Source organism: Devriesea agamarum, from assembly GCF_900070355.1.
In the GTDB taxonomy this organism is placed as follows: Bacteria; Actinomycetota; Actinomycetes; order Actinomycetales; family Dermabacteraceae; genus Devriesea; species Devriesea agamarum.
Map to the genome: position 1 here is coordinate 1,643,341 of NZ_LN849456.1, position 25,914 is coordinate 1,669,254.

The 25,914-nt window shown below is 61.0% G+C and carries 24 protein-coding genes; 9 read left to right on the top strand and 15 right to left on the bottom strand.

Features of this window, described 5'->3' with window-relative positions; all coding sequences use genetic code 11:
• Position 1: 1 nt before the first annotated feature.
• The 5 genes from BN1724_RS07140 to BN1724_RS07160 all read right to left on the bottom strand — a co-directional run bounded on the left by BN1724_RS07140 (position 2) and on the right by BN1724_RS07160 (position 3,538).
• The gene (locus BN1724_RS07140) at positions 2–403 is read right to left on the bottom strand and encodes a hypothetical protein (protein WP_058234802.1); all 402 of its coding nucleotides are present in this window, start codon (positions 401–403) and stop codon (positions 2–4) included.
• The gene (locus BN1724_RS07145) at positions 400–1,167 is read right to left on the bottom strand and encodes a copper homeostasis protein CutC (protein WP_058234803.1); all 768 of its coding nucleotides are present in this window, start codon (positions 1,165–1,167) and stop codon (positions 400–402) included. Before BN1724_RS07145 ends, BN1724_RS07140 begins: the two co-directional genes overlap by 4 nt.
• A gap of 15 nt (positions 1,168–1,182) precedes the next feature.
• Entirely contained in the window at positions 1,183–1,635 is a 453-nt protein-coding gene (locus tag BN1724_RS07150) for a sterol carrier family protein (protein ID WP_067635252.1), read from the bottom strand.
• Between the two features lie 9 nt (positions 1,636–1,644).
• Entirely contained in the window at positions 1,645–2,955 is a 1,311-nt protein-coding gene (locus BN1724_RS07155; RefSeq protein ID WP_058234804.1) for an adenylosuccinate synthase, read from the bottom strand.
• A 79-nt stretch (positions 2,956–3,034) separates the two neighbouring features.
• Positions 3,035–3,538: a DUF3151 domain-containing protein gene (locus BN1724_RS07160; protein ID WP_084252853.1), complete on the bottom strand. Its 504-nt coding sequence runs from the start codon at positions 3,536–3,538 to the stop codon at positions 3,035–3,037.
• A 39-nt stretch (positions 3,539–3,577) separates the two neighbouring features.
• Between BN1724_RS07160 and BN1724_RS07165 the strand changes: the two genes are divergently transcribed.
• The 3 genes from BN1724_RS07165 to BN1724_RS07175 all read left to right on the top strand — a co-directional run bounded on the left by BN1724_RS07165 (position 3,578) and on the right by BN1724_RS07175 (position 6,218).
• The gene (locus BN1724_RS07165; protein WP_058234805.1) at positions 3,578–4,858 is read left to right on the top strand and encodes a phosphotransferase; all 1,281 of its coding nucleotides are present in this window, start codon (positions 3,578–3,580) and stop codon (positions 4,856–4,858) included.
• Positions 4,859–4,960: 102 nt separating this feature from the next.
• Complete coding sequence (gene dtd, locus BN1724_RS07170; RefSeq protein ID WP_058235848.1) at positions 4,961–5,401, top strand: D-aminoacyl-tRNA deacylase; 441 nt, start codon at positions 4,961–4,963, stop codon at positions 5,399–5,401.
• A gap of 70 nt (positions 5,402–5,471) precedes the next feature.
• The gene (locus BN1724_RS07175; protein ID WP_058234806.1) at positions 5,472–6,218 is read left to right on the top strand and encodes a phosphoglyceromutase; all 747 of its coding nucleotides are present in this window, start codon (positions 5,472–5,474) and stop codon (positions 6,216–6,218) included.
• A 166-nt stretch (positions 6,219–6,384) separates the two neighbouring features.
• Here BN1724_RS07175 and BN1724_RS07180 read toward each other — a convergent pair whose 3' ends face one another.
• From BN1724_RS07180 to BN1724_RS07205, 6 genes are all read right to left on the bottom strand, one after another.
• Entirely contained in the window at positions 6,385–8,055 is a 1,671-nt protein-coding gene (locus BN1724_RS07180) for a helicase HerA-like domain-containing protein (protein ID WP_058234807.1), read from the bottom strand.
• 63 nt (positions 8,056–8,118) lie between these two features.
• Positions 8,119–9,033, bottom strand: a complete 915-nt coding sequence (locus BN1724_RS07185) for an SDR family NAD(P)-dependent oxidoreductase (protein ID WP_157085809.1) — start codon at positions 9,031–9,033, stop codon at positions 8,119–8,121.
• Between the two features lie 162 nt (positions 9,034–9,195).
• Positions 9,196–10,077: a carbon-nitrogen hydrolase family protein gene (locus BN1724_RS07190; RefSeq protein WP_058234809.1), complete on the bottom strand. Its 882-nt coding sequence runs from the start codon at positions 10,075–10,077 to the stop codon at positions 9,196–9,198.
• Positions 10,078–10,161: 84 nt separating this feature from the next.
• Positions 10,162–11,769 (bottom strand): glutamine-hydrolyzing GMP synthase, encoded by a 1,608-nt coding sequence (gene guaA / locus BN1724_RS07195; protein ID WP_058234810.1) that lies wholly within the window; start codon positions 11,767–11,769, stop codon positions 10,162–10,164.
• A gap of 164 nt (positions 11,770–11,933) precedes the next feature.
• Positions 11,934–12,350 (bottom strand): DUF3817 domain-containing protein, encoded by a 417-nt coding sequence (locus BN1724_RS07200; RefSeq protein WP_231928190.1) that lies wholly within the window; start codon positions 12,348–12,350, stop codon positions 11,934–11,936.
• Positions 12,347–13,348: an SURF1 family protein gene (locus tag BN1724_RS07205; protein ID WP_058234811.1), complete on the bottom strand. Its 1,002-nt coding sequence runs from the start codon at positions 13,346–13,348 to the stop codon at positions 12,347–12,349. Before BN1724_RS07205 ends, BN1724_RS07200 begins: the two co-directional genes overlap by 4 nt.
• A 133-nt stretch (positions 13,349–13,481) precedes the next feature.
• On the opposite strand from BN1724_RS07205, the gene pta reads away from it, so the two are divergent.
• The 3 genes from pta to BN1724_RS07220 all read left to right on the top strand — a co-directional run bounded on the left by pta (position 13,482) and on the right by BN1724_RS07220 (position 17,685).
• A complete protein-coding gene (gene pta, locus BN1724_RS07210) occupies positions 13,482–15,611 on the top strand; it encodes a phosphate acetyltransferase (protein ID WP_058234812.1) in 2,130 nt (709 codons plus the stop codon).
• Positions 15,608–16,807 (top strand): acetate/propionate family kinase, encoded by a 1,200-nt coding sequence (locus BN1724_RS07215; RefSeq protein WP_058234813.1) that lies wholly within the window; start codon positions 15,608–15,610, stop codon positions 16,805–16,807. Before pta ends, BN1724_RS07215 begins: the two co-directional genes overlap by 4 nt.
• Before the next feature lie 428 nt (positions 16,808–17,235).
• A complete protein-coding gene (locus BN1724_RS07220; RefSeq protein WP_058234814.1) occupies positions 17,236–17,685 on the top strand; it encodes a hypothetical protein in 450 nt (149 codons plus the stop codon).
• 728 nt (positions 17,686–18,413) lie between these two features.
• Here BN1724_RS07220 and BN1724_RS07225 read toward each other — a convergent pair.
• From BN1724_RS07225 to BN1724_RS07235, 3 genes are all read right to left on the bottom strand, one after another.
• Positions 18,414–18,851 carry a cupin domain-containing protein gene (locus tag BN1724_RS07225; RefSeq protein ID WP_058234815.1) on the bottom strand — a complete coding sequence of 146 codons (438 nt, stop codon included), beginning with the start codon at positions 18,849–18,851 and terminating at the stop codon, positions 18,414–18,416.
• Positions 18,852–18,963: 112 nt separating this feature from the next.
• Entirely contained in the window at positions 18,964–20,073 is a 1,110-nt protein-coding gene (locus BN1724_RS07230; protein WP_172797097.1) for a GuaB3 family IMP dehydrogenase-related protein, read from the bottom strand.
• Positions 20,074–20,268: 195 nt separating this feature from the next.
• Positions 20,269–20,979, bottom strand: coding sequence for an exonuclease domain-containing protein (locus tag BN1724_RS07235; RefSeq protein WP_058234817.1), 711 nt, complete (start codon positions 20,977–20,979; stop codon positions 20,269–20,271).
• Positions 20,980–21,111: 132 nt separating this feature from the next.
• Between BN1724_RS07235 and bioB the strand changes: the two genes are divergently transcribed.
• The 3 genes from bioB to bioD are packed head-to-tail and all read left to right on the top strand — an operon-like array spanning position 21,112 to position 24,411.
• Entirely contained in the window at positions 21,112–22,302 is a 1,191-nt protein-coding gene (bioB, locus tag BN1724_RS07240; protein WP_058234818.1) for a biotin synthase BioB, read from the top strand.
• Positions 22,299–23,633 carry an adenosylmethionine--8-amino-7-oxononanoate transaminase gene (gene bioA / locus BN1724_RS07245; RefSeq protein WP_058234819.1) on the top strand — a complete coding sequence of 445 codons (1,335 nt, stop codon included), beginning with the start codon at positions 22,299–22,301 and terminating at the stop codon, positions 23,631–23,633. Before bioB ends, bioA begins: the two co-directional genes overlap by 4 nt.
• Positions 23,623–24,411 carry a dethiobiotin synthase gene (gene bioD / locus BN1724_RS07250; RefSeq protein ID WP_058234820.1) on the top strand — a complete coding sequence of 263 codons (789 nt, stop codon included), beginning with the start codon at positions 23,623–23,625 and terminating at the stop codon, positions 24,409–24,411. Before bioA ends, bioD begins: the two co-directional genes overlap by 11 nt.
• Here the strand turns inward: bioD and guaB are convergent.
• Positions 24,408–25,910: an IMP dehydrogenase gene (gene guaB, locus BN1724_RS07255; RefSeq protein WP_058234821.1), complete on the bottom strand. Its 1,503-nt coding sequence runs from the start codon at positions 25,908–25,910 to the stop codon at positions 24,408–24,410. The genes bioD and guaB overlap by 4 nt on opposite strands.
• Positions 25,911–25,914: the final 4 nt, after the last annotated feature.

The window sequence follows — 25,914 nt, forward strand, 5'->3', positions numbered from 1 at the left end:
TTTAGGCGCTGGGTCCGTCCTCGCGGGTATCGGCGAGATGGCCCTGGTTCTCGCTGGGCTCAGCGGATTGCAGACGACGGGCATACAGCATGTCTAGGATCACGCCGATGATGCCTCCGACAGCTCCGATCAGAAGTGCCCCCAGCACCGCGAAATACAGAACTGCCGCCGGGCTAGAGCCCTTCGAGAACAGCGCGAGCACCACACCCGCGACCACTCCGAGCAGGATGAATACCAGCAGAATCGACCCGATGCGAGGTGCTCGACCGCGCCGCACATAAACGACGCGAGCGGTGCTGTCACCGGTCTCACCACTGTGATCAGCCGGTTCGTTGCGATCCCGAGTCCGGTCGGAATCACCGATCGTGCGATCGGGGCTGCCAGTCACATCCTCGTTGTTCATTGCCCCTCCACCGCGTCAACCGCCGCCGTCACAATCGCCGGATCGGTGAGCGTGCCATCACACATGGTCTTACCGCGCGCCGACAAATGCACATCCCGCACCCCGGTCTGTGCGAGCACCTGACGGATATCTGCGGGGCGCAACCCGCCTCCGGCCATCACGTCCAGCAGCCCATCCCCGGCGTCCTGCATCCGGGCGAGGTCAGTGAGTCCGTCGATCACCCGCGGCGCCCCGCCGGAGCTCAAAGCCCGGTGAAATCCCATGCTGACCAGGCGGTGAATGGCATCGACTCGCTGCTCGGTGCCGTTCAGTTCGTCCAACGCTCGATGGAAGGTGAGGACGAGCCCACGCACATCCTCGGTGGCTGCTGCTAGTGCGGCGTCACGAATGTGTTCAATTGCTTTGAGGTCCACTCCAATCTGCGATGCGCTCGATCCGTGCTGCAATGCCCCGATCACGACGCCCGCGGCTCCGGCGTGCACCGCGTCGGCGGCCTGCTTAGCCATCAGCTCGACTTCGTCTTGGTGGAAAAAGAAGTCCCCTGGACGGGAACGGATCAGAACATGAACGTCGAAGGTGTCCCGTGCCTCCCGCGCTTCAACCAGCTCACGGGCTCGGGCAACGCACTGGCGGGTGAGGTCAGCCGACGGGGTGAGTCCCCCGCAGTCGAGGTCAACGCACAGTTCGACGCGGCTGGCTCCATGCCTAGCTGCGACTTCCAGCCCTTTAACGTCTTGGACGGCAATTTCGACGGCAACGGTCACGGGGGTCTCTCCTCATTAGTGGTCAGCAGGGGCGGTGGCATCGCTACCCGCACGACGATCCTCCTGCGTATCCGCGCAGCACGCAGCGTGGGCGGAAAAGCCTGTGATGACGGGAAGCAGTCCGCGTAGGTCACTTCGTTCACCGCTCGCATGCAAGGCGCCCGACTGACGGGCGTCCTCCCAACGCATACGACCGATAGCCAGAGCGAGCCATGTGTCGGCATCGGTTTCGACCACCGCCGGCGGGGTTCCACGGGTGTGGCGAACTCCGGCGACAGCCTGAACCACCGCGAACGGGGGCACCCGCAGCTCAACCGCGCCGCCCGGTGACCGCTCGGCGAGCAAGCCTGTGGTGTACCGGACAGCGGTTGCAACAATTGCCCTGGGCACCGATCCTGCGGGGTGTTCAGCCCACGTCTTCACGGCGATCTTTCCCTGATCCGGGTCGATCTTGGCGCGCGGTGACAACGGATAACCTCAGAGACTTACCTGGCGCGATGAGTCGGGCAGCAGATCGTGCACCTGAATAATCTGTTCGCGGCCCGGGCCGACCCCAATCACGGAGAAACGACAGCCGGACAGCTCTTCCAGGCGGGCGATATACCGTCGGGCATTGTCGGGTAGGTCCTCCAGGGTGCGGGCGCCGGTGATGTCCTCGTCCCATCCGGGCATGGTGTCGTACACCGGTTTGGCGTGGTGGAATTCGGTCTGAGTCATCGGCATCTCACGGTGAAGTACGCCGTCGACGTCGTAGCCGGTGCAGATCGGGATCTCTGCTATCCCGGTGAGCACGTCGAGTTTGGTGAGCACAATGTCGGTGAAGCCGTTAATCCGGGTTGCGTGGCGAACCATCAGCGCATCGAACCAGCCGCAGCGCCGCGGACGACCGGTATTCACACCAACTTCCCCGCCGACTGTCTGCAGGAACTCTCCCCACTTGTCGTGCAGCTCCGTGGGGAAGGGCCCTGCCCCCACCCGAGTGGTGTACGCCTTGACGATACCGACCACCCGGTCGATACGAGTGGGGCCTATGCCAGAACCGGTGCAGGCACCGCCCGCGGTCGGGTTCGATGAGGTCACAAACGGATAGGTGCCGTGGTCGACGTCCAGGAACGTCGCCTGACCGCCTTCCATCAACACCACCTCGCCGCGATCCAACGCCTCATTCAGGAGCAGCGTCGTATCGACCACCATCGGTCGAACGCGTTCAGCGCGTTCCAGGAAGTAGTCGAGTATTTCGTCAACCTCCACCGCCCGGCGATTGTAGAGCTTGACCAAAAGTTCGTTCTTTTGCCGAAGTGCACCTTCAATTTTCTGGCGCAAAATCGACGGGTCGAACAGGTCCTGCACCCGAAGGCCCAGCCGCCCTACTTTGTCCATATAGCTGGGACCGATGCCGCGGCCGGTGGTGCCGATGGCTCGTTTACCGAGGAATCGCTCGGTGACCTTATCCATGGTCTGGTGATAGGGCGCAACCAGGTGGGCGTTGGCAGAGATCCGCAGACGTCTAGCATCCAGGCCGCGGGCAATCAGGCCGTCCATTTCCTCAAACAGCGCTTCTAAGTTCACCACCACCCCGTTGCCTATCACCGGGGTCGCGTTCGGGCTGAGAATACCTGCGGGCAAGAGTTTGAGCTCAAACTTCTCACCGCCGACCACCACCGTATGACCAGCGTTATTGCCGCCATTGGGTTTCACAACATAGTCGACGTAGGGGCCGAGGAGGTCTGTCGCCTTGCCCTTCCCCTCGTCTCCCCACTGGGCTCCGACGATGACGATCGCGGGCATGATCGGTCCTTCTCTCTGACGGGTACCACCGATGGGTGGCTAATATGGCGCGAAGCGCCGCGAGTCTATCAGGGGCGGGTCATTGACGTGGCAAACTCAAGCTGGGGTCGCACTCGGCTACGAAGGTCGCAATCCGCTGTACCTCGTCGCGTTCGCCGATGAGCTCAGCGGCCTGTCCCAACGCCATCAGGGCCCGCAGAAATCCTCGGTTCGGACCGTGCTTAAACGGCACGGGTCCCTGCCCTCGCCAACCCGCGCGACGAAGCGCGTCCAGACCGCGATGGTATCCGGTGCGCGCATACGCATAGGCGGCCACGGCCTCCCCTTTTTCTAGTGCCTGTTCAGCGAGCACAGCCCAGGCCAGGGATGCCGCCGGGTACGCCGCGGCGAGGTGCTCGGCAGATTCACCGGAAGCTAGTCCCAGGGACACCGTGGAATCCGGATGGTCCTCGGGAAGCAGGGTGGCGGGGATCGGCAACAGGTTGGCTCGAGCGGCAGGAGGCGGGCCTGCGGACGCTGCTGACTGAGCGGCCCGCTGCGGGGTGGGGTTATGTGCTGCTGGGGGCGTGGGAGTGTCGGCCATGCTGCCATGGTAGAACCCGGCACCTGATAGGAATATGCCATGGAACGTTCGCCCGACGGCTCCGACGTCCTGACCGGGCCGGGAGCTGAGGACCTCCTGCGATCTGCACTATCCGGCGCCGGTGGCAGGTTGCGCAGCTGGGACCTCGACCATGTCGATCATCGTCCTGGACGCTCGACGACCGCATTGTTTCGGGCGTGCGTCTCCTGGCCCGATCTCGACGGGCCGTCCGCACCAGCGCGCGAGGAACTGTTTGGGGCCAGCGCCCATGTCGGTGAGCATGAAACACATGTGGCAACCCCTGATCAGTCACTCGTGCTCACCAACGGCGATTTCAACGTGCGGATGTGGCGATATCCGCACGATCCGTGGCTTCCTGCTCTGCCCAAGGTCAGTTATCCAGATGCTCTGCCCACCACTCTTCGCGATCTGGGGCTGAACCCCGGCACATCCCCGACTGAAGCTATTCCGACGGAGGTTATCTCTTATCGGCCAGGGCGCCGAGCGGTTTTACGGGCGAGTCTGCCCACCGGGGCCGTGTTTTTAAAAGTGGTGCAGCCTCATAAAACAGCGCGGATTGTGCAACGTCATGGACTGCTCGCGGAGGCTGGAGTCCCTGTTCCGCAGGTGCTCGCCCACGGTGAAGGCCTGGTGGTGTTGCGCGAGCTTCCGGGTAAACCTTTGGCTTTAGCGGTGCTGGAAGAGGGCGCGCAGGCGTGCCGTGGCGACGATTTAGTGGCGTTGCTGGACCGCATGCCCCGCTCACTGTTTTCCTTGCCCCCGCACCGGCCATGGACCGAGTCAGCTGAGTTTTATGCCAATGTCGTGGCATCAGCCCTTCCTACTTTGCGGCCTCGCGTGGATGCGGTGGTTCACCAGATCCGGTCCGGTTTAGAGGCGGTGGATCGACGAATTGGTTTAACAGCGCACGACGTTGTGCACGGCGATTTCTACGAAGCTCAGATTTTCGTGGATCGAGGCCGTGTGGTGGGGATGCTGGATGTGGACACGGTCGGTCCGGGACGCCGAGCCGATGATCTGGCGTGTCTGCTGGCGCATGTGAGTGTGTTGGCGAGCTATGGGGAAAGTGGCCGGATTAGCGCTGACATATATTCCCGGATTAACGCCGCATTGGAGTCGTGGTATCGCGTATTCGCGGCGCGCACTGATCCACAGGAGCTCGCGCTGCGCACAGCGGGGGTTTTACTGTCACTGGCTACTGGCCCGCACCGACAGCAGGATGAGAATTGGCGCGACGCTACGGCTGCTTTGGTGGAGCTAGCGGAGCGATGGGCACACCCCAGCACAGCCGCAGGCTAGGGTCGTAGAGCTGGATGTTGGTTCCAAGCCGGTGATCAAGGTATGGCCAGCGACAGCGTTGCCAGCCGGGCTGTGGAGCCGTACCGCTTTTACACTGGGCGCATGCGCGCAGTTATTCAACGGGTGAGTTCAGCTCGAGTCCGGGTCCCCTCCTCAGACAACACCGCCGAGGTGGTGGGCCAGATCGATGGCCCGGGCTTACTCGTGTTACTGGGTGTCACCCACGATGACGGTCCCGAGCAGGTGGCAACCGTGGCCCGCAAGATCTGCGAACTGCGGCTGCTCGATGGAGAACGCTCCGTCGAGGACACAGGCGGCAGCGTCTTAGTAGTGTCCCAATTCACACTATATGCGGATGTGCGTAAGGGACGCCGGCCGTCCTGGAACCGGGCAGCTCCGGCTGATATTGCCGAGCCTCTTGTTGAGCAGGTGATTGACGCCATCCAGGCCCGAGGCGTTCCCGTGCACACAGGCCGTTTTGGGGCGCACATGCTGGTAGATCTCACCAACGACGGCCCGGTCACGATTTTGCTCGACGTGTGATCACGCGCTGACCTTTGATGTGCTGCGCAGCGCTTCGCATCTCAGGACGCTGGCACCGTAGGCTGATCACATGACCTACACACTGGTGCTGCTCCGCCACGGCGAGAGCGAATGGAATGCGAAGAACCTCTTCACCGGCTGGGTGGATGTCCACCTGTCGGAGAAGGGCCGCGAGGAAGCCGTCCACGGCGGTGAGCTGATCAAGGAATCCGGGATCCGCCCGGATGTCGTCCACACCTCCCTGTTGCGTCGGGCGATTATGACCGCCAATCTTGCGCTGGATGCCGCTGATCTGCACTGGATCCCGGTGCGCCGCGACTGGCGTTTGAATGAGCGTCACTACGGTGCTCTGCAGGGTCTGAACAAGACCGAGATCCGCGATAAATACGGCGACGAACAGTTCATGGCCTGGCGTCGTTCCTACGACACCCCGCCGCCGGACATCGAGTTCGGCACCGAGTTCTCCCAGGACACGGACCCGCGCTACGCCGATCTGGGCGATGCGATGCCGAAGGCCGAGTGCTTGAAGGATGTCGTGGCTCGGTTCCTGCCGTACTGGGAAGAGGGCATCAAGCCTGACCTGAAGGACGGCAAGACGGTGCTGATCGCGGCACACGGTAACTCCCTGCGTGCGCTGGTGAAGTTCCTGGACGATATCTCCGACGAGGAAATCTCCGGTCTGAACATCCCCACTGGTCAGCCGCTGGTATACGAGCTGGATGAGGACTTCAAGCCGGTCACTAAGGGTGGCCGCTACCTGGATCCGGTGGCTGCGAAGGCTGCCGCCGAAGCCGTTGCCAATCAGGGCAAGAAGTAATCGGGTAACTACACCCTGACCCAGGGAGTGCTAGCTGGTGGCGGCAGGTGATATGCCGTCACTGGGAATGGACTCACTGAGTTCTCACTGACAAGCACAGCGCGATGCCCTATCTGAGGTCGAAAAGCCTCGGATAGGGCATCGCGCTGTCTAGATAAAGCGGAATTTACCGTCGGCGGCGAGATCGGGTTCCAAACAGCGACCGAGTAATTTCCCGGCCTAGAACCGTCCCTGCCGACCGCAAGAATGATTTCACCGCGGGGTGGTCGAAGAAGCCTTCGGGTTCCGTGCGAGACCTGGTACGGGTCGACGTAGCGGTACGAGTTTTAGGTGCTGGGGACGAGCGCCGCGGCTCGCGATCGGCACCCGCATCGGATGCATCCTTCGGGCCGGAACCACCCGATGTGCCGGCGCCTCCCGGTTCCCCCAACCCGCCAGGCGTCCCTGCCTCGCTTGCCGCGGGGTGCATTTGGCGCTCAGCTCGCGCCGTCAGCAGTTCGTACGCGGATTCACGATCAACCACCGGTTCATAGATAGGCCGGATCGATGATGCGCCCACAATGCGCTGAATCTCCTGCTCAGGTGCCGGAGCCATGGATGAGAGCGGAGCCCGCACGGCGACGCGAGCCACCGGAGTTGGAGCTCCCTTCTCGCTCATCACGGTCACCACAGCTTCACCTGTGCCCAGCGCAGGGATCACCTCAACCAGGTCATATGAGCTGGTCGGGAAGGTGGAGGCGGTTGCTTTCAGCGCTTTAGCATCATCGGGTGTGTACGCGCGCAAAGCATGCTGCACCCGGTTTCCGAGCTGGGCGAGAACATCAGCCGGAATATCCTTCGGAGTCTGGGTGATGAAGAAAATGCCGACGCCTTTGGAGCGGATCAGCCTCACCGTCTGTACCACCTGGTCCAGGAATGCCTGGGAGGCATTTTTAAACAGGAGGTGAGCTTCGTCGAAGAAGAACACCAGCTTGGGCTTGTCCTGGTCGCCAACTTCAGGCAAATCTTGATAGAGGTCAGCGAGCAGCCACATCATGAACGTGGAAAACAGCTCGGGCCTGCTGGCAACTCCCGGCAATTCGAGGCAGGAGATCATGCCGCGTCCCGCAGAGTCCGTGCGCAGCAGTTCTTGGGTATCAAAGGCCGTTTCACCAAAGAAAGCATCCGCGCCGGACGCCTCTAAGGCCGTGATCTTGCGCAGAATCACCCCGGCGGTCGAGGTGGAAATACCGCCGATTCCTTTCAGCTCTGGCTTTCCCTCATCCGAGGTCAGGAATTGGATGAGTGCCCGCAGATCTTTGAGATCTAATAGCGCCAGTCCGTGAGTGTCGGCATAGTGGAAAATAAGACCGAGTGAGGACTCTTGGGTTTCATTGAGCTGTAACACTTTGGACAGCAACACTGGCCCGAAATCTGTGACGGTGGTGCGAATCGGCACCCCGATGCCCTGTCCTCCTAAGGAATAAAACTCGGTGCTTCCAGCAGCCGGAGCCCAGTCCTGTCCGCGGGCGGCGGCCCGTTCACGAATCGCTGGCGAGTCCTCGCCCGGCACCGCGATTCCCGAAAGGTCACCTTTCATGTCCGCGACGAATACCGCGGTGCCTGCCGCTGCCACCTGTTCGGCGATAACTTGCAGCGTTTTTGTTTTTCCCGTCCCCGTGGCACCAGCAATCAGGCCGTGTCGATTCAACATACCTAGCGCTAAATAGACCGGAGCATCGGCGACCGGTCCATCATCGGCTAGCACCGCCCCCAGGTGAATCCTCGTGCCGTCAAAGGCATAGGCCGCGGCGATGTCCGCGGGATCAACTGTCGCGGTCTGCGAATCGGATGTCATCGTGATCTCCTGAGGTGGGAGGATGCGCCGGATGCGGCAACTATGAGTGTGTGTACAGGTACGTTATCTCCGCCGCCTGGATGCCGCTAAAGCGTCAAAGACGGTATCCCATAAAATAGCGCGCCGCGCCGGGTCTTTTGCCTGCCGACCCGTGCGTCCATCGGGCTGAAAGCGGTGGAAATAGGTTCCCGATGGTGCGGTCAAGTCATCGGCGGCTAAATGCACCAGTGGCCTAGCACCTTCGTCGTTGTCGATCATCATGTGTCGCGCGATTTTGGAACGGTACATCGGACCGTATATGCGCGACGTTGCGGCAAAGGATGAGGCCACCACCCCGGGATGCACCGAGTATGCCCGCAGGCCCGATCCCGCGGTGCGTCGGGCGAGTTCACGAGTCATCATGACGACGGCGAGTTTCGCATTGGCGTAGGTGCGCATCTGGTGGTAGCTACCTGAGCCACCGGTGAGGTCACCGAGGCGGATCCGGCCGATGTTGGAGGCCGCGGAAGACGTGGTCACTACTCGCACATCGTGGGTTCGGGCGTTTTCCAGCAGGGTCGGCATGAGCAGGTCGAGCAGATAGAAGTGAGCGATCAGGTTGACCTGCATGGTTTCTTCAAAGCCGTCTTCTGTAATCCGCCTCGTGGGGAACAGCCCACCCGCGTTGAGCAGCAGGGCGTCCACGCGCGGTACCTGATCGGATAGTTGTGTAGCGAGGGCTTCGACATCATCCAGTCTCGCCATGTCCGCAAGAATGGCGGTGCCGTTGACACTGTCGGCGACCGCCCGGGTGCGGTCTGGGTCGCGCCCGACCACTATCAGGTGCGCTCCCCTGGCCGCCAGCTGTCTCGCTGCCGCGGCACCGATGCCTGAACTTCCGCCGGTCACCACCATGACGCGGTCTGCGAGGTCGCGTACCGGATACTCAGATTCTTGGTCCGGCGACGAGCTGTGAGATGGCGGTAATACAGGCGACATGGGGCGATGATAGCCGAGCAGCGGCAACAGTTTGGAACTCGTTTAAGAGCGCAGGAGGAGGGGTTTCCCGCGCGATACACTGCACCCTAAACCGCACCCCCAGCGCTATATAGCAAATGCGCTGATACCAACCGATATATCAGCATGCGAGTTGGCTGATCGCTATTTTCGACGCGTTGACCTAATAAACGGCTCGTCCACGTCGCTGCCGATCAAGAGCTGATATTTTCCTGGCCGCCTAAACGCATTGCCGTGCACCTCGCATTGCCGGTATTCCCGGATCAGGTCCAGGTCGAACTCCGCCATATAAATACCTTCATCACCCGGGGCTTCCAGGATGCACATGTCGTCATAGCGCGCCGATTGCGGTCGGTATGCCACTCCGTCAAAGGCGTTTGAATGACCATTACAGTCTGGCTCATTATCGGGGTAATTACAGGTGGCAAGCCCCATCATGTTTTCGTAGGCCCGCGCTCGAAGTTGGGATAAACGGTTGATCTCCATGGGACAGGCGTTGGGGACTAACACAATTTCGGCACCTTTGAGCATCAAAACTCTGGCGCTCTCGGGAAATTCTCGGTCATAGCAGATCATCGCCCCAATTTTGACGATGCCGCCCTCCGTATCCAGGTCGGTGACATAAAAATCGTCCCCCGCTGTGAGTGCTCGTTCCACATCAAAGTCGCAGGTGTGTACCTTTGCGTAGTCAAGAACCCGCTTTCCGTGGCGATCAAACAGGGTAATCGAGTTTTTCGGGCCGGTTGCGCAAGCTTCCAGGTATGTGATCCCGATGGCCATTCCAAGCTGCTGGGCACAAGCACCAAAGGTATTTACAAAGTCGCTATCCGCAGATATCGCGTCCGCTTGCCATTCTTCGGCGGGCCGGTCATAGATGTCGTAGCCATTGCTCCACATCTCCGGGAACAGAGCGATATCTGCTCCCATGGACTTCGCCTCTGCACAGGCTCGTATCCCCTTTTTGACGTTGCCATCGAGGCTGTCAGTTGACGCAATTTGCAGTAACGCTACGTTGAGATCACTCATGTTCCTCCCGCCTTCCTGCCCGGCAATTCGCGTGTTTCTTTAACGCAGAAAACCCGCATTAACAGCGGGTTTTCTGCTTTTCATCTATTCCCATTCAATGGTTCCCGGGGGCTTACTGGTCACGTCCAGCACCACCCGATTGACCTCCTCCACCTCGTTGGTGATCCGGGTGGAGATCCGGGACAGCACATCGTAGGGCAGTCGCGCCCAATCCGCCGTCATCGCATCATCACTGGTCACGGGCCGCAGCACAACCGGATGTCCGTAGGTGCGGCCATCCCCCTGCACGCCAACGCTGCGCACGTCCGCGAGCAACACCACGGGGCACTGCCAGATATCGCGGTCCAGACCCGCGGCGGTCATTTCCTCACGCACAATGGCATCCGCGGCGCGCAGCAAATCCAGGCGGTCCTTCGTGACTTCGCCAATGATGCGGATCCCGAGCCCTGGCCCGGGGAATGGCTGACGCCAAACAATGTCGTCAGGCAATCCCAGCTGTGCACCGACCGCGCGCACCTCATCCTTAAAGAGGGCGCGCAGGGGTTCCACGAGTTCAAATGTGAGGTCATCTGGCAGACCGCCAACATTGTGGTGGCTCTTAATATTTGCGGCACCTTCCCCGCCACCAGATTCGACCACGTCGGGGTAGAGAGTGCCTTGCACCAGGAAGGCCGTCTGTTCAGCGTGAGAGTCCTCGCCCTGACCAGTTACTACGCCTGCCTCGCGGAGAATATCCGCCTGGGCCTGCTCAAAGCAGCGGATGAACTCCCGACCGATGATTTTGCGTTTTTCTTCCGGGTCGCTGACACCGGCGAGCGCCGTGAGGAACTGATCAGCAGCATCAACCACCACGAGTTTCGCTCCGGTGGCTGCTACGAAGTCGCGTTCAACCTGCTCAGTTTCGCCCTGGCGCATGAGACCGTGATCGACATACACGCAGGTGAGTTGGTCCCCGATGGCGCGCTGCACGAGCGCGGCCGCCACCGCCGAGTCCACTCCTCCGGACAGGCCGCAAATGGCGCGTCCGGTGCCAACCTGCGCGCGGATGCGTTCAATCTGTTCGTCAATGACATTGTTGGTGGTCCACGACGGCTCAATGCCGGCTCCCCGATACAGGAAGTTTTCCAGCACCTCCTGCCCTAGATCAGAATGACCAACCTCGGGATGCCACTGCACCCCGAATAGACGGCGCTCGGGGTCCTCGAAGGCAGCGACAGGGCTACCTGCGGAGCGGGCGATCACGGCACATCCCTGCGGGGGCTCGCTCACGCAGTCGCCGTGGCTCATCCATACATGCTGGTCAAGGCTCTGGCCCGAGAGCAGAACCGAGGTGCCATTCAGGGCTGACAGGCGGGTGCCGCCGTATTCGCGGGTTCCTGTTTTCTCGACGGTGCCGCTGAGTTCCTTTGCCATGGCCTGGAAGCCGTAGCACAGGCCGAGAACGGGAACTCCCGCAGACAGCAGAGCCGCATCCAGACGTGGTGCGCCGTCAGCATAGACGGATGATGGTCCGCCGGACAGGATGATGGCCAGCGGTTGCTTGGCCAGCATTGCCTCAGCCGACATGGTGTGAGGCACGATCTCGGAATAGATGCGAGCTTCGCGCACCCGGCGGGCAATGAGCTGGGCGTATTGTGCGCCGAAATCGACAACAAGGACGGGACGGTGATCGGTGGTGGTCACGGAACTCATCCTAAACGCCCGCGGCCTTGCGGCTTGCCCACATACCTGTATCTGGCTGCGGCGTTAGCCGTTTTTAAACCGCCAGCTACAGGGCTGAGAAGTCCCTTCCCCACCCCCGGGGATACGCCTCTAGCCTCCGCGTCAACTCCACAAGGCTCTTGTCTTTTCCAGAGCTAGTCGTGGGCCGCTTGTTCGCGTCGTTCTGCGAGCTCACGCTCCACCAGCTGGCTGGTCCACTTCTCTCCAAAGAACGACAGGATCGGCACAACGCCGAACAGCATCAACAGCAACATGCGCGGAAGCGCCCACCGCATTTTCAGCCATAGGTCAAAGCAGAGGACAACGTAGATCATGTAAATCAAGCCGTGGATCGGCGACCATTTTTCGGCGACCCAGGCCCACGTTGCATGGGATCCGCTGGGATCGGGGAAAACCAGGTACTTCATGACCATGATCGCGACCAGCAAAAGCAGCGCAATACCTTCAACGATGGAAGCGACCTTGAAGCGGGCTAGAGCGGTGCGGATTCGCGCATCCTCGTTCTTCTCACCGGGGGTGACATCCTCGGGGACCGGGATGAACTGCGTCACGTCGGGTTCCTCTCACAGTTTTGATCGGCGGGGGTCTTAGATTGAGCGGGCAACGGTTCCGGTGTTACCGGGCGAGAACCACCGTTGCTCGTATGCACCTGCATATCCTTAAGCCGGGCCTGCATTTCATCACGGTAGGTCTGCCGGACCATCCTCCACCAGAGATAGAGGAAGAAGCCAGCGAACAGGATCCACTGGACCGCATAACCGAGATTTTGAAGGTTCAGACCTTGGGCAAATGCGCTCTCAGGCCGGGGCATAGCGTGTAGCGGCATTGGCGAACGGCGAGCAGGTGCTGTGGCATTGCCCGTACCTGCCGTTTCACCCGCAGCGGCAACCGGACTGGAGGAGGCCACGAAACCGCTGTACATCGGCCCACCCCACACGTTCAGCAGCGCCTGGGTCGAAATCTCTCCCGCCAGGCCATCGCCAATGATCCCCTGCTGGGCAGCCTCGGAGGCTTCAAGCCATCCCGACACCGTCACTGTTCCCGACGGCGGCGGCGCAATCGCTTCTTTTATTTCCTTCAATGCAGCACCGTCGTGCCCGCTAGCAGGACCCTCCTGCCCGGCCTCAGCCGATCCTCCCCCACCGCCACCGGCAGTTCCATCCGCCTCCGCGCCGGGTGGCATCTCGACCCAGCCGCGGACGACCGGTAACAAAGCCGTGTCAGATCCGTGGTGAACCCGTAACGCCGTCACCACGAGCACGGCATTGCGCTCCTCAATGCGCCGGTCCGGAATAAGTATTTGAAGCGACGGATCGAACGTTCCTCGCGCCTCAATGCGCCGACCGGATGCCTCGTTGGTCACAGCTTGGCTCGGGGTGAGCACCTGATCCAACGGCACGGGGTGTTCAGCGTCAGAGGTTGACTGGGCAGTCAGCGCCCGATGCGCACGATCCCACTGCCAGGACGCAAGCAGCCCACAGACAGTGGCTATGGCCATCATCAGGGTGAGTATCCCCAGAAATCGAGGACGCAAGGCAACGCGCAGCATTTAGTCATCGTAAGTGCCGCCTGTGACAACCGACGCATCCCCTCTCTCAGCAGACTGTGACCGTGTCCACGCTTTGGGATCACCAAGACCATTCATCCTGATACGTCTCAGACCGGCGTCCTATCCTGAGAACGTGACCCACAGTGTGTACATTGCCTCGTCCGAAGGACGGTCCGGTAAATCAACCGTGGCCCTTGGCCTGCTCGACGCGCTCGTCGCAGCATCTGAGAACGTCGGTGTTTTCCGCCCCGTCCACCAGTCCTCTGACCACCGCGACAGCGTGGTAGACCTCCTGATCTCTCACCCCGGCATCACCCAGAGTTACGAGGACGCGCTCGGCGTGCCCTACGCCCTGATGCACAGCGACCCGGACGCCGCTCATGAGCAGATCATGCGCCGCTACCAGCTCCTGCGGGAACGCTACAGCGCATTGATTGTGCTCGGCTCGGATTACGTTGACGTATCCAACCCCGGCGAGCTCGCCTTTAACGCCACCGTCGCGGCAAACATCGGTGCCCCCGTGATCCTCGTGGTCAACGGCTTAGGCCGCACCCCCGACCAGGTTGCCACCCTGGCTACGGTTGCCCGCTCCGAGCTGGCTGCGCACCATGCAGATCCAATCGCGGTCATCGCCAACCGGGTAGATCCCGCCGAACCCGATGCGGTACGCGACGCACTGACCTCGCAGCTCGCCGCACAGGAAGCCGACCCACAGGCCGTTCTGGTCAGCATCATCCCGGAAAACCCGGTGATCACCGCGCCGACCGTCCAGATCTTGAAGGATGCGGTGGAGGGTGAACTTGCCCAGGGCAACCCGGAGTGGCTGCACCGCAACTCTCTCGGTGTGGTGATCGCAGCGATGAGCTTGCCCAACGTGTTGGAGCGGTTGACGGAAAACTGCACCGTGATCGCCCCCGGTGACCGCCTGGATATCCTCCCCGGTCTCTACCTCGCGCAGCAGTCGGGAACGTTCCCAACCCTCGCGTCGATCATCCTGACCGGCGGATACGAGCCCCCGGCGGAGTTCTCCCGGCTGCTGTCGGGCCTCACCCAGGATCTGCCGGTGATCATCACCGAACATTCCACCTTCGACGCCGCCCAACGAGTTGCTAACGCCACCGGTCCGCTGACGGCTGATGCGCCGCAGAAGATGGAAGCTGCCCGACGCACCTTCGCTGACCATGTCGATACCAAGGCACTGCTCAAAGCCGTCGACGTGGCCAAGTCGGATGTGGTCACCCCGATGATGTTCGAGTTCGAGCTTCTGGCTCGCGCCCGCGGAGAGAAAAAGCGGATCGTCCTGCCGGAAGGCGATGAGCCGCGGATCCTAGCCGCCGCAGAAACTCTTCTGGCTCGCGGTGTCGCCGATCTGATCCTGCTCGGCGAAGAAAACGAGATCCGGTCTAAGGCTTCGCAGCTGGGGCATGACATCACCGCCGCCCGAGTGGTATCCCCCCATGACCCGGAGCTGGTGGAGAAATACGCCGCCGAGTACGCGCGGCTGCGCGCCAAAAAGGGTGTCACACTCGAACAGGCTCGCGAAAAGATCCAGGACGTCTCCTACTTCGGCACCATGATGGTCCACATGGGCGAGGCTGACGGTATGGTCTCCGGCGCGGTGCACTCCACGGCCCACACCATCCGCCCGAGCTTTGAGATCATCAAGACCAAGCCGGGTGCGAAGATCGTCTCCTCGGTGTTCCTCATGTCGCTCCAAGACCGGGTACTCGTCTACGGCGACTGCGCGGTAAACCCGGATCCGACCGCCGAACAGCTCGCCGATATCGCCGCCCAGTCCGCGCAGACCGCGGTCCAGTTCGGTATCGATCCTAGGATCGCCATGCTGTCCTACTCGACCGGCACCTCCGGGACCGGCGCTGACGTGGATAAAGTGCGCGAGGCCACCGACCTGGTCCGATCCAGCCATCCCGACCTCAATGTCGAAGGCCCCATCCAGTACGACGCTGCCGTGGATGCTTCCGTGGCTAAGACGAAGCTGCCTGACTCCGCGGTCGCCGGACGCGCCACCGTTTTCGTGTTCCCGGACCTCAATACGGGCAACAATACGTACAAGGCCGTGCAGCGCTCCGCTGGAGCCATCGCAATTGGCCCTGTGCTTCAGGGCCTAAACAAGCCGGTCAATGACCTGTCCCGAGGCGCGCTGGTGGACGACATCATCAACACCGTCGTCATCACCGCAATTCAGGCGCAAGCTGCCGATCAGCAGACCACCCACAACACCACCTCTCAGGAGAACGCGTGAGCAGCACCAAAGTCCTCGTCGTCAACTCGGGCTCGTCCTCGATCAAATTCCAGCTACTGGATCCCGTGACCGGCCAGGTCGACGCGTCAGGCATTGTTGAGCGAATTGGTCTGGCCGACGGCATCTACTCGATTAAGGCGAACGGCGAAAAGAAAGAGTTCTTCGAGCCGGTTCCCAATCACGAGGTCGGCATGCAGAAAATGCGCCACGCCTTCGACGTGGTCGGCATTGAGCTCACCGAGCAGACTGTCGCGGCCGTCGGCCACCGCGTAGTCCAGGGCGGTTCAGTGTTCTCGCACGCCACGCTGATTGATGACACCGTGCGCGATCAGATCCACGACCTGGGCAAACTGGCCCCGCTACACAATTACGCTGCGGTGGACGGTATCAACGGCGCTAAGAAACTGCTGCCAAACCTGCCGCACGTGGCCGTGTTTGATACCTCGTTCTTCTCGGAGCTGCCCGCATCCGCGCGCAACTACGGGATCAACAAAGAGGTTGCCGCTGAGCATGCCATCTACCGTTACGGCGCCCACGGCACCAGCCACGATTACGTCTCCCACGAGGTGGCTGCCTTCCTCGGCCGAGATCTCGCGGACACCAACACCATCGTGATGCACCTGGGCAACGGGGCATCGGCCTCGGCTGTCCAAGGTGGACACCCGATCGACACCTCCATGGGGCTGACCCCGCTGGAGGGCCTGGTGATGGGCACTCGCTCAGGCGACATTGACCCCAGCGTCTATGTGCATCTTTTCCGTCAGGCGCAGATGAGCCCGGAAGAGGTCGACACGTTGCTGAACAAGAAGTCCGGCATGATGGGCCTGTGCGGGTTCAGCGACTTCCGCGACATCGAGGACGAGGTGGAAAAGGGCAACCCTGATGCCTCAGTAGCGGTGGACGTATACGTCCACCGACTCAAGAAGTACATCGGTGCCTACTCATTCCTCATGGGGCGCTTGGATGTGCTCGCCTTTACCGCGGGTATCGGCGAGAACGCCTCGTTCATCCGCGAACGCGCCTGCCAGGGCCTTAAAGGTTTCGGCATTGTGCTGGATGCGGACAAGAATGCGCTGCGCACCGGCGAGCCGCAGATCATTTCTGCTGAGGATTCCGCGGTCACCGTGGTTGTCTTTCCCACCAATGAGGAACTTGCGATCGCGCGTCACACCGTCGAGGTAGCCGGCTTAGCCTAAGCAGCCCACCTTCTCGGATCGGCTGTCACGCCGCACTAACCGCCAGTGGCCGGGTCTCGTATTCGAGACCCGGCCACTGCAATTGAGGCGTCACACAAAAACTATGCGCTATAGAGAGACAGGATCTGCCCAGACCACATCATCCCTTGTGCCACATATACGGACCTCTGAACATGAACGCCATATGGCAACACTCGGCGGAATAGAACGGGTGGATATACCCGGTACACTGTCCATTACCACATTTACATGACTATTCCTGGAAGTTCTCACATGTCATCTCCTATGCAGCCCTCCTGGCAGCACCCGCCGTCGCAGCCGGGCCCATACGCTCCGCAGGTTCCTCAGAAAAAACGAGGCCTGAAGAGGATTATCTTGGTGCGCTCGGCGTCGTCGCCAATCTGATCGCATTCTTTATAGTCCCCTCCATGGTGGCAACCGCAGCCGGTGCAGCAACTACCGCCAGCATCACCAACGACCAGATCCAGGTAGTCGATGCCGCACACGCTATTCTCCCCGGCGCCACTGAGACCACGGCCTACCTGGTCCTTGCCGCACCACAAGACGCGCCGAATGTCGTGTGCACCGACACGAAATCGGTGGCGAAACTACAGAAAATGAATCCGACGCCTTCGAGGTATTCGGTTGAGGGCGTGCAGCTCGACCTGATATATATGGTCAGCGAATCGAAGGCTTCGCAGGTAGAGCTGCAATGCAGTGGAGCAGAAGCAATCGCTTACGCCAAAGCAGATCTTTCCAGTTCTATATATATCGCTTTAATTACACATATTTTTATTGCTGGATTGGGCGTTATTGCGCTGGGTCTGTTGATCTGGGGAATCATCGCCCTCGTGCAGACCTCACAGAAGCTACCGTGAGCCACCTGCGGTGACTAGAGGACAGATTTGGCCCGACTGCCAAATCTGCACCTTGAGATTTCAGCGGTTATGCTCACCGATTTGAAGGTCGGTGGGCATAACCAGCGCTGCGGGGCTTATTTAAAAATCAAGGTCAGCCGCTCACTCTTACAAAATGGACGCATGAGATTGCCGACCCTAGTCCAAGGCGGTTTCTTGATTTTTACCCATATCTAGATTTTCCTAGAAGTTCTCACACGTCCTCACCCATGTAGCCCTCTTACCCATACCAGCCTCCTCTGCCGAACCCATATGCCCCCACGGCAGCTCGCAAAAAGCGTGGCCTCAACGTAAATCCCGTCGAAGGGATTTACGTGATCACCGAACCTGAATACAAGCAGGTTGAGCCGTAAGGTAAAGGTGAAAGCACAATTGCGTACGCCCGAATTGATTGCTCCGGCTTCATCACTGCCGGCCTCATCTACTCTGTTATTTCGTTATTACTGTTTTTTGTGCGCTTAGCCTGCTCATCTGGGGAATCGTCGCCCGAGTGAGGTCCTCCCGGATGCCTTAGGCTGATTTCACGGCCAGCTTAGTTATGGTCACAGGCGACAGATAGGAAGCGGCATGTGGCGCACTAAGCTTGAATTTGCTGCTCTAGTCCTAGCCCCGGTTTCCCATCCCCTAGAGGTACGGAACCCGGTCATCGAGTTAGCTGTGTTGACTAATCTGAGCCGGACGTTTTTGGGTTAGCCATGCGACTGATCCGGGCCGTCATCGTGACGATGAGCACGGCCACGGGTCTGAGCACCGGTCAGCATGGACAACTGCATTAGCGCGCCGTGAGGTGCCTCCACCCGGTGCACAATATACGCGGGTAGGTGCACAAACCCTCCTGGTACTACACGCTCCGTGCGGCCACCAACCGTAAATTCGATAGCTCCTTCGAGAACCTGCACCAGTATGGGATGCGCCGCTTTGTGGTCTGCCAACACCTGACCGGGTGCAAACCGAAACATGATCACATTCACACCGTCGCCAGTCAATATCCGCTGAGCACCTGGACCGTTTTCCCGCGGGGCTACCTCGACGGTAGTGGCGTTCATTGCGGTGAGTAAATCTTCTGACCCGGCCTGGTGGGCTTCCCGCTGCACCCATGCACGGCCTTCGCTATCCCATGTGGTCATGTCATATCCCCTCAAGAACCTGTTGCAGGTACTCTCAATAGCGGTAATGCTTTATAGTCGGCACCACTTGTAGTCGGTAACCACAGATTTCCACGGTCACAACCAAGACCTGTTAGCCAGCGACGACAACTTCAACCCGCTGAAACTCCTTAAGATCGAGGTAACCCGTGGTGGCCATCGCATGACGCAAAGCCCCCACCAGGTTCGTCGTGCCGTCAGCGGCCAGACCAGGCCCGAACAGAATCTGTTCCATCGGTGCCACGGTGCCGACGTGCACGCGATGTCCGCGCGGCAAGATCGGGTGGTGCGCTTCACTCCCCCAGTGGAAACCGCGGCCGGGGGCCTCGGTGGCGCGCGCGAGTGCCGCCCCCACCATGAGACCGTCGGCCCCGCATGCGATGGCTTTGACTAGGTCTCCGGAGCGCCCGAGCCCGCCATCAGCGATGACATGCACGTACCGGCCACCGGATTCATCCATGTAGTCGCGTCGAGCTGCGGCAACGTCGGCTACGGCGGTGGCCAGCGGAACCTTCACCCCGAGGGTTTCCCAGGTGGTATGTGCTGCTCCGCCGCCAAAGCCGACCAGCACACCAGCTGCGCCGGTACGCATCAGGTGCAACGCGGCGGTGTAGGTGGCGCATCCTCCGACGATCACCGGCACGTCGAGTTCGTAGATGAAACGTTTGAGGTTGAGCGGTTCGCGATTGCCCGAGACGTGTTCTGCCGAGACGGTGGTCCCGCGAATGAAGAAAAGGTCAACTCCTGCGTCGACGACTGTTTTCCAGTGTTCCTGGGTGCGCTGCGGGGACAGGGCCCCGGCGGCGGTGACACCGGCTTCCCGCAGTTGCCGGATGCGTTCGGTGATCAGTTCCGCTTTCACCGGTTCGGCATAGATTTCTCGCATCCGCTCGGTCACTCGCTCTTCCGGCAAGGATGCGATGTCTTCGAGCAGCGGGGTCGGATCTTCATATCGGGTCCAAAGACCTTCAAGGTCCAGCACCCCGAGCCCACCGTGTTGTCCAAGATCAATCGCGACGTCGGGAGAGATCGCAGAATCCATCGGGGCGGCGATGATCGGAATGTCGAAGTGATAGGCGTCTACCTGCCAAGCGGTCGACACGTCCTCGGGATCACGGGTCCGGCGCGATGGCACCACCGCAATGTCGTCCAAGGAGTAGGCCCGGCGGGCTCGCTTATTGCGTCCGATCTCAATCTCGCTCATCACGTGGTCGAGTCTATCGGTGATAGTTCCCCGCGCGGCTACGACCTGCCCGTCATCACCGAACTACCCCGCCGATCCGCCATAGCCAGTGTGGCTATCGCCGCTGCGGTACCCCAAGCACCGGCTCATCCGCGGCCGTTAATATAAAGCCCTGAGCGGTGGGCTGCGCCGCCTCGCCGCGGGAACAGAGGACCTTTACAGCGGCCACACCACCTCGACATCCGCCGGCTTGCCCTTTTGCCGCAGGTAATTGTTGAAGTTCTCCGCCCAGGCCCTGTGCATCGACACCTGTTCGCGATGCAGTTCATCCAGGCTGACCTGGGCAATTTTGGTGTGTTTAGCCGCCATGGCGCGCAGCACATCGAGCGTTGCCGACACGTCAACATCGGCGGTATGCATCTCGCCGTTCTGGGTGACGCCGTAGAGCTCGCACAGTGTCGACAGAGTGCGTTTGCCCTTGCGGAAGCGGTCTAAGGAGCGGTCTAGCACCAAAGGGTCCACCACGGGTGCGATGTCGTGCCCAAGCCGGTCGGTCACGGTCGGCAGATTATTGCGGCGCAGCTCATGTTCCAAGATCTTGAGGTCAAACGACCCATTGAAAGCAACCAGCGGAGTGCCATCGCCGAGCGCTTCAGCGATCAAGGCCGCCATCTCATCCAAGGCGGCGGCAGGCGGCTGCCCATAGGTACGGGCGTGCTCAGTGGTGACATGGTGAACAGCCTGCGCTGCTTCAGGAATTGGTATCCCCGGATCAATCAGCCAGGTCGCTACCACTTCGCGATCCCTGCCAGGCCCTGTCGAATACACGAGTGCGGCTGTCACTATCCGGTCAGAGGTCACATCCGTGCCCGTCGTCTCCGTATCGAAACCGAGCAGAGGACGGTCGAGCCAGCAGGTCGCATTCATAGTGGCAAGCCTAGTCGGACGGTATGACATTCCTCGCTGACTCTGTGCCTGGGCCTACCGCAGGCCGACACGGCCACGACTTATAGATTTCGCTGATGCCTCTATATCCGCGTGGTCCTTTACAGTGGCCGGGTGACTCATTGCCCTGATGATCTTGCCTCAGCCGTTCTCGCCGGACACACCACGACGCGCGAGGAAGCACTCGACCTCTTGCGCACCCCACCAACCGGTGTCCCGGCATTGGTTGCGGCCGCACATCGTCTGCGAACCGCGGCCTTTGGCACCGAAGTAAAGGTAAATTACCTGGTCAATTTGCGGTCGGGGCTGTGCCCAGAAGACTGCGGATACTGCTCACAGCGACTGGGGTCAGCCGCCGATATCCTCACCTATTCCTGGCTCAGTCCCGAGGAAACACTTCGGCAAGCGCAGGCGGGAATCGCTGGCGGTGCCCGCCGCGTGTGCATGGTGGCATCCGGGCGCGGACCATCGACACGGGATGTTGAGCGTGTTGCCGGCACCGTGGAGGCGTTGAAAGAAACTCACCCCGAGGTCGAGGTGTGCGCGTGCCTCGGCTTTGTGGATGAGGCCAAGGCACAGCGTCTGCGCGAAGCCGGGGTCGATGCCTATAACCACAACCTCAATACTTCCCGCGCTCAATACGATTCGGTATGCACCACGCACACGTACGATGACCGCGTCGATACCGTGCGCGCATCCCGGGAGGCGGGGCTCTCCCCGTGCTCAGGACTCATTACCGGCATGGGAGAGAGCGACGAAGACCTCGTTGACACCGTGCGAGAACTGGTGGCGCTCGACGTCGATTCGATTCCGGTGAACTTCCTGATGCCGTTCAAAGGCACCCCCATGGAAGGCCGCTGGGAACTCACGCCCCTGCGCTGTCTTACGGTGCTGTGTATGGTGCGTTTCCTCGCGCCCCGCACTGAGATCCGCATTGCCGGGGGCCGAGAAATCCACCTGCGGTCCCTCCAGACACAGGCGTTGTACGTCGCGAATTCGCTATTCCTTGGCGACTATCTCACCAGCCAGGGACAGGCTGCGCGAGCCGATCTGGAAATGATCCGCGATGCAGGGCTCACCCTCGCCGGAGGGACAGACCTAACCGCGCTGCTAGCGCGTATCGACGCCGACACTGCGACGCAATCTAGCCCCACCCGTCCCTGCGATACCGAGGCCTGCGACAGCGGGACCTGCGGCGACAACCCCACCGACGGCGAGAATCCCACCGATGCCGGTGGCCATAGCGTTCCCCCGCTCGCACTGCGCCGCCGCGGCGCCGGGACCGACCTGGCACCCAACGCATGAACAGCCTGATCGCACGAGATCGCGGACTGCTCTGGCACCCGTATGCGCCCCTAGATGGTCCGCCTCTGTACGAGGTGACATCCGCGCAAGGTGTCCGGCTCACACTCCGCGATGCAAATGGCTCCACCCACGAGGTGCTGGATGCCATGTCTTCATGGTGGTGTCAGGTCCACGGATATCGCCACCCCGTGCTCGACGCCGCAGCCCACGACCAGATCGACCGTTTCAGTCACGTCATGTTCGGCGGTCTGACCCACGGTCCAGCGGTCGAACTCGCTGAACGTCTAATCAGGCTGACGCCAAACCCGCTCGCGCACGTGTTCCTGGCCGATTCTGGTTCAGTCGCCGTAGAGGTCGCGTTGAAACTGTGCGTCCAGGCGCAACAGGGGCGTGGGCACTCTGAACGAACCGCTATCGCAGCTATCTCCGGTGGATACCACGGTGACACCACGGGAGCGATGAGCATTTGCGACCCCCACGATGGAATGCACCATCTGTTTCACGGCTTAGTCAGCGACCAGGTCTTTCTCCCCCGCCCACCCGCGCCCGCCGACGGCGAAGGCATAGACCCCGACACAAGCTCTGACGAATTCGCCCTCTGGACGGCGGCGACCCGCACGATCATTGACCGACACCACCATCGCCTCGCCGCGGTGTTCTGCGAACCAGTTCTTCAGGGCGCAGGGGGCATGCGCGTGTACGATCCACGCTGCCTGACAGTGCTACGCGACCTGTGCGATGAGTACGGGTTACTGCTGGTAGCCGACGAAATCGCCACCGCATTCGGCCGCACTGGAACATTATTCGGCTGCGATCACGCCGAGGTGGTTCCCGACATCATGTGCGTGGGGAAGGCACTGACCGGGGGTTACCTCACCCTTGCCGCGGTCATCACGACGTCCGAGGTCGCCGACGCGATTGCGTCCTCAGCGCCCGGAGCCCTTCTCCACGGCCCCACATTCATGGGCAATCCTTTAGCCTGCGCGGTGGCAGGCGCGAGCCTGGATCTGCTAACGACAGCGGGGTCCGGATCGGCATGGACGGATGAAGTGCCACGGGTGGAAGCAGCTCTACGCACCTATCTCCGTCCCGCCGCAGCTTTGAGCTGTGTGGACGAGGTGAGAGTGCTGGGCGCCGTCGGCGTCATTCAGCTCAACCGTCCGGCCGATGTTCCGAAACTCACCGCGGCTGCTGTTCGCCGAGGAGTTTGGGTTCGTCCGTTCCGCAACCTCGTCTACACGATGCCCCCGTATCTGATCACTGACGATGAGGTGCGGCGCGTATCTAGCGGCATGATCGAGGCGATTGCGGAGGTTCACGATGGCTCATAGAGGTCGCATTACGATTGTGACCGGCACAGATACGGATGTCGGCAAAACCATTGCCACAGCCACCATTGCTGCTGCTCTCGTCGAGGCCGGACGCAAAGTCGCGATTGTGAAACCTGTGCAGACCGGTCTTCCTCCACGCCGGCCCGATATCGTCGACGGTGACGTGGATATTGCGGCACGGCTATCTGGGGCGAGCACCGCTCTTGAAGGGGTCCGGTTTACCCGCCCCATGGCCCCGCGTCAGGCCGCCCGCCTTGAAGGCCGCTGTCTGCCCAATCTTGAGGTTCATTGTGCCCTCATCGACGATGCAGCTGCTACCCACGACGAAGTCCTGGTCGAGGGTGCTGGCGGGATGCTGGTTGAGCTTGCGCCCCAGCGCACAATTGTCGATCTCGCCTTGGCTTTGCGGCAAAGGTGTCACGTCTCCGTCTCGTCCACGGCCTCACAGACCTGCCCGGCGCCGGACCAGCACCCAAGTGGGGACCCCTGCGCGAACGTACGGGTGCTTGTGGTCACCAGATCGCGGCTCGGAACTTTAAATCACACGGCGCTGACTATTGAGGCACTGACTGCGCGCAGTCTTACTCCCGCCGGGATTGTGATCGGTTCGTGGCCGGAGCAGCCCGACGAGATCGACCGGGAAAATCTCAGCGATCTTCGCGCCGGATCGACACCGGTCCTCGCGACGATTCCGGCAGGCCTCGGGCAGGTAGAGCCGGAAGAGTTTCGTCGCCGCGTGCGCGAGATCGCTGACCTGCACCACCCGCCCGCGTGCTAATCAGCGGAGTAGTTCGGGGCCTCCACAATTCCCACGATGTCATGCGGATGCGATTCGCGTAGTCCAGCCGGGGTAATTCGCACAAACCGCCCCCGATCCTTCAGCTCAGGGACGGTGCGTGCTCCCACATAAAACATGGACTGGTGCAATCCGCCGACGAGCTGATGAACCACCTGACCGAGCGTGCCACGGTACGCAACCCGGCCTTCAATACCCTCGGGGATGATTTTGTCGTCGCTCGTGACATCAGCCTGGAAATAACGGTCCTTGGAGAACGACTTCTTCCCGCGTGAAGCCATCGCCCCCACGGACCCCATTCCGCGATACGCCTTGTACTGTTTCCCGTTGATCAGCACCAGCTGCCCCGGGGATTCCTCACAGCCTGCGAACAGTGAGCCAATCATGACCGTCGAGGCACCAGCCACCATCGCTTTCGCAATGTCACCCGAATATTGCAGACCACCGTCACCGATCACCGGTACACCCAATGGCGCACAAGCTCGGGCAGCCTCATGGATCGCGGTAATCTGCGGAACCCCAACACCGGCCACAACCCGAGTGGTGCAGATCGAACCCGGGCCAACCCCCACCTTGACGGCATCGACTCCGGCCTCGGCGAGCGCTTTCGCGCCGTCATACGTGGCTACGTTTCCGCCGATGATCTGTACATCTGCGAAGGCCGGGTCATTCTTCAGCTTCTCGATCATCTGAATCATCAGGCGCGAGTGCCCGTGGGCGGTATCGACGACCAACACGTCTACCCCGGCCTCGGTGAGAGCTCCGGCGCGTTCATACGCATCCCCGAAGAATCCAACAGCCGCACCCACCAGCAAACGTCCCTGAGCGTCCTTGGATGCCAACGGGAACTGTTCGGATTTCACGAAGTCTTTCACGGTGATCAGGCCGCGCAACCGCCCGTCGTGATCGACCAACGGCAGGCGTTCACGCTTGTTTTTGCGCAGCAGAGCCGTTGCCTGTTCGGGGCTGACGTCTTCCGGGGCGGTAAACAGAAGCTGGGCAGTCATCACATCGCGCACGCGAGTGGTCGCCCATTCGGCCACGGGGGTGAAACGAAGGTCGCGGTTGGTACAGATGCCCAGCAGCCGCAAGTTCTCATCGACCACGGGGAGTCCCGAGACCCGGTACTGTCCGCAGATTTGATCCAGTTCTTCTAGGGTGGCGTCGGGTCCAATCGTGACTGGGTTGGTGATGCGACCGGTTTGAGTTCGCTTGACCAAGTCCACCTGGTGCGCCTGATCTTCAATCGACAGGTTGCGATGCAAGATACCGATTCCGCCGTGCCGGGCCATTGCGATGGCCATGCGGGACTCGGTCACGGTGTCCATCGCGGCTGATGCAAGGGGCAAGTGGAGGCTTATTTCTTTGGTCAACTGCGAGGTCGTATCAACCTCGCTGGGAATCACATCCGACTCCCCTGGCAGGAGCAAGACGTCGTCATAGGTGAGGCCGATGAATCCGAACGGGTCGCCAGTCGTCATGCTC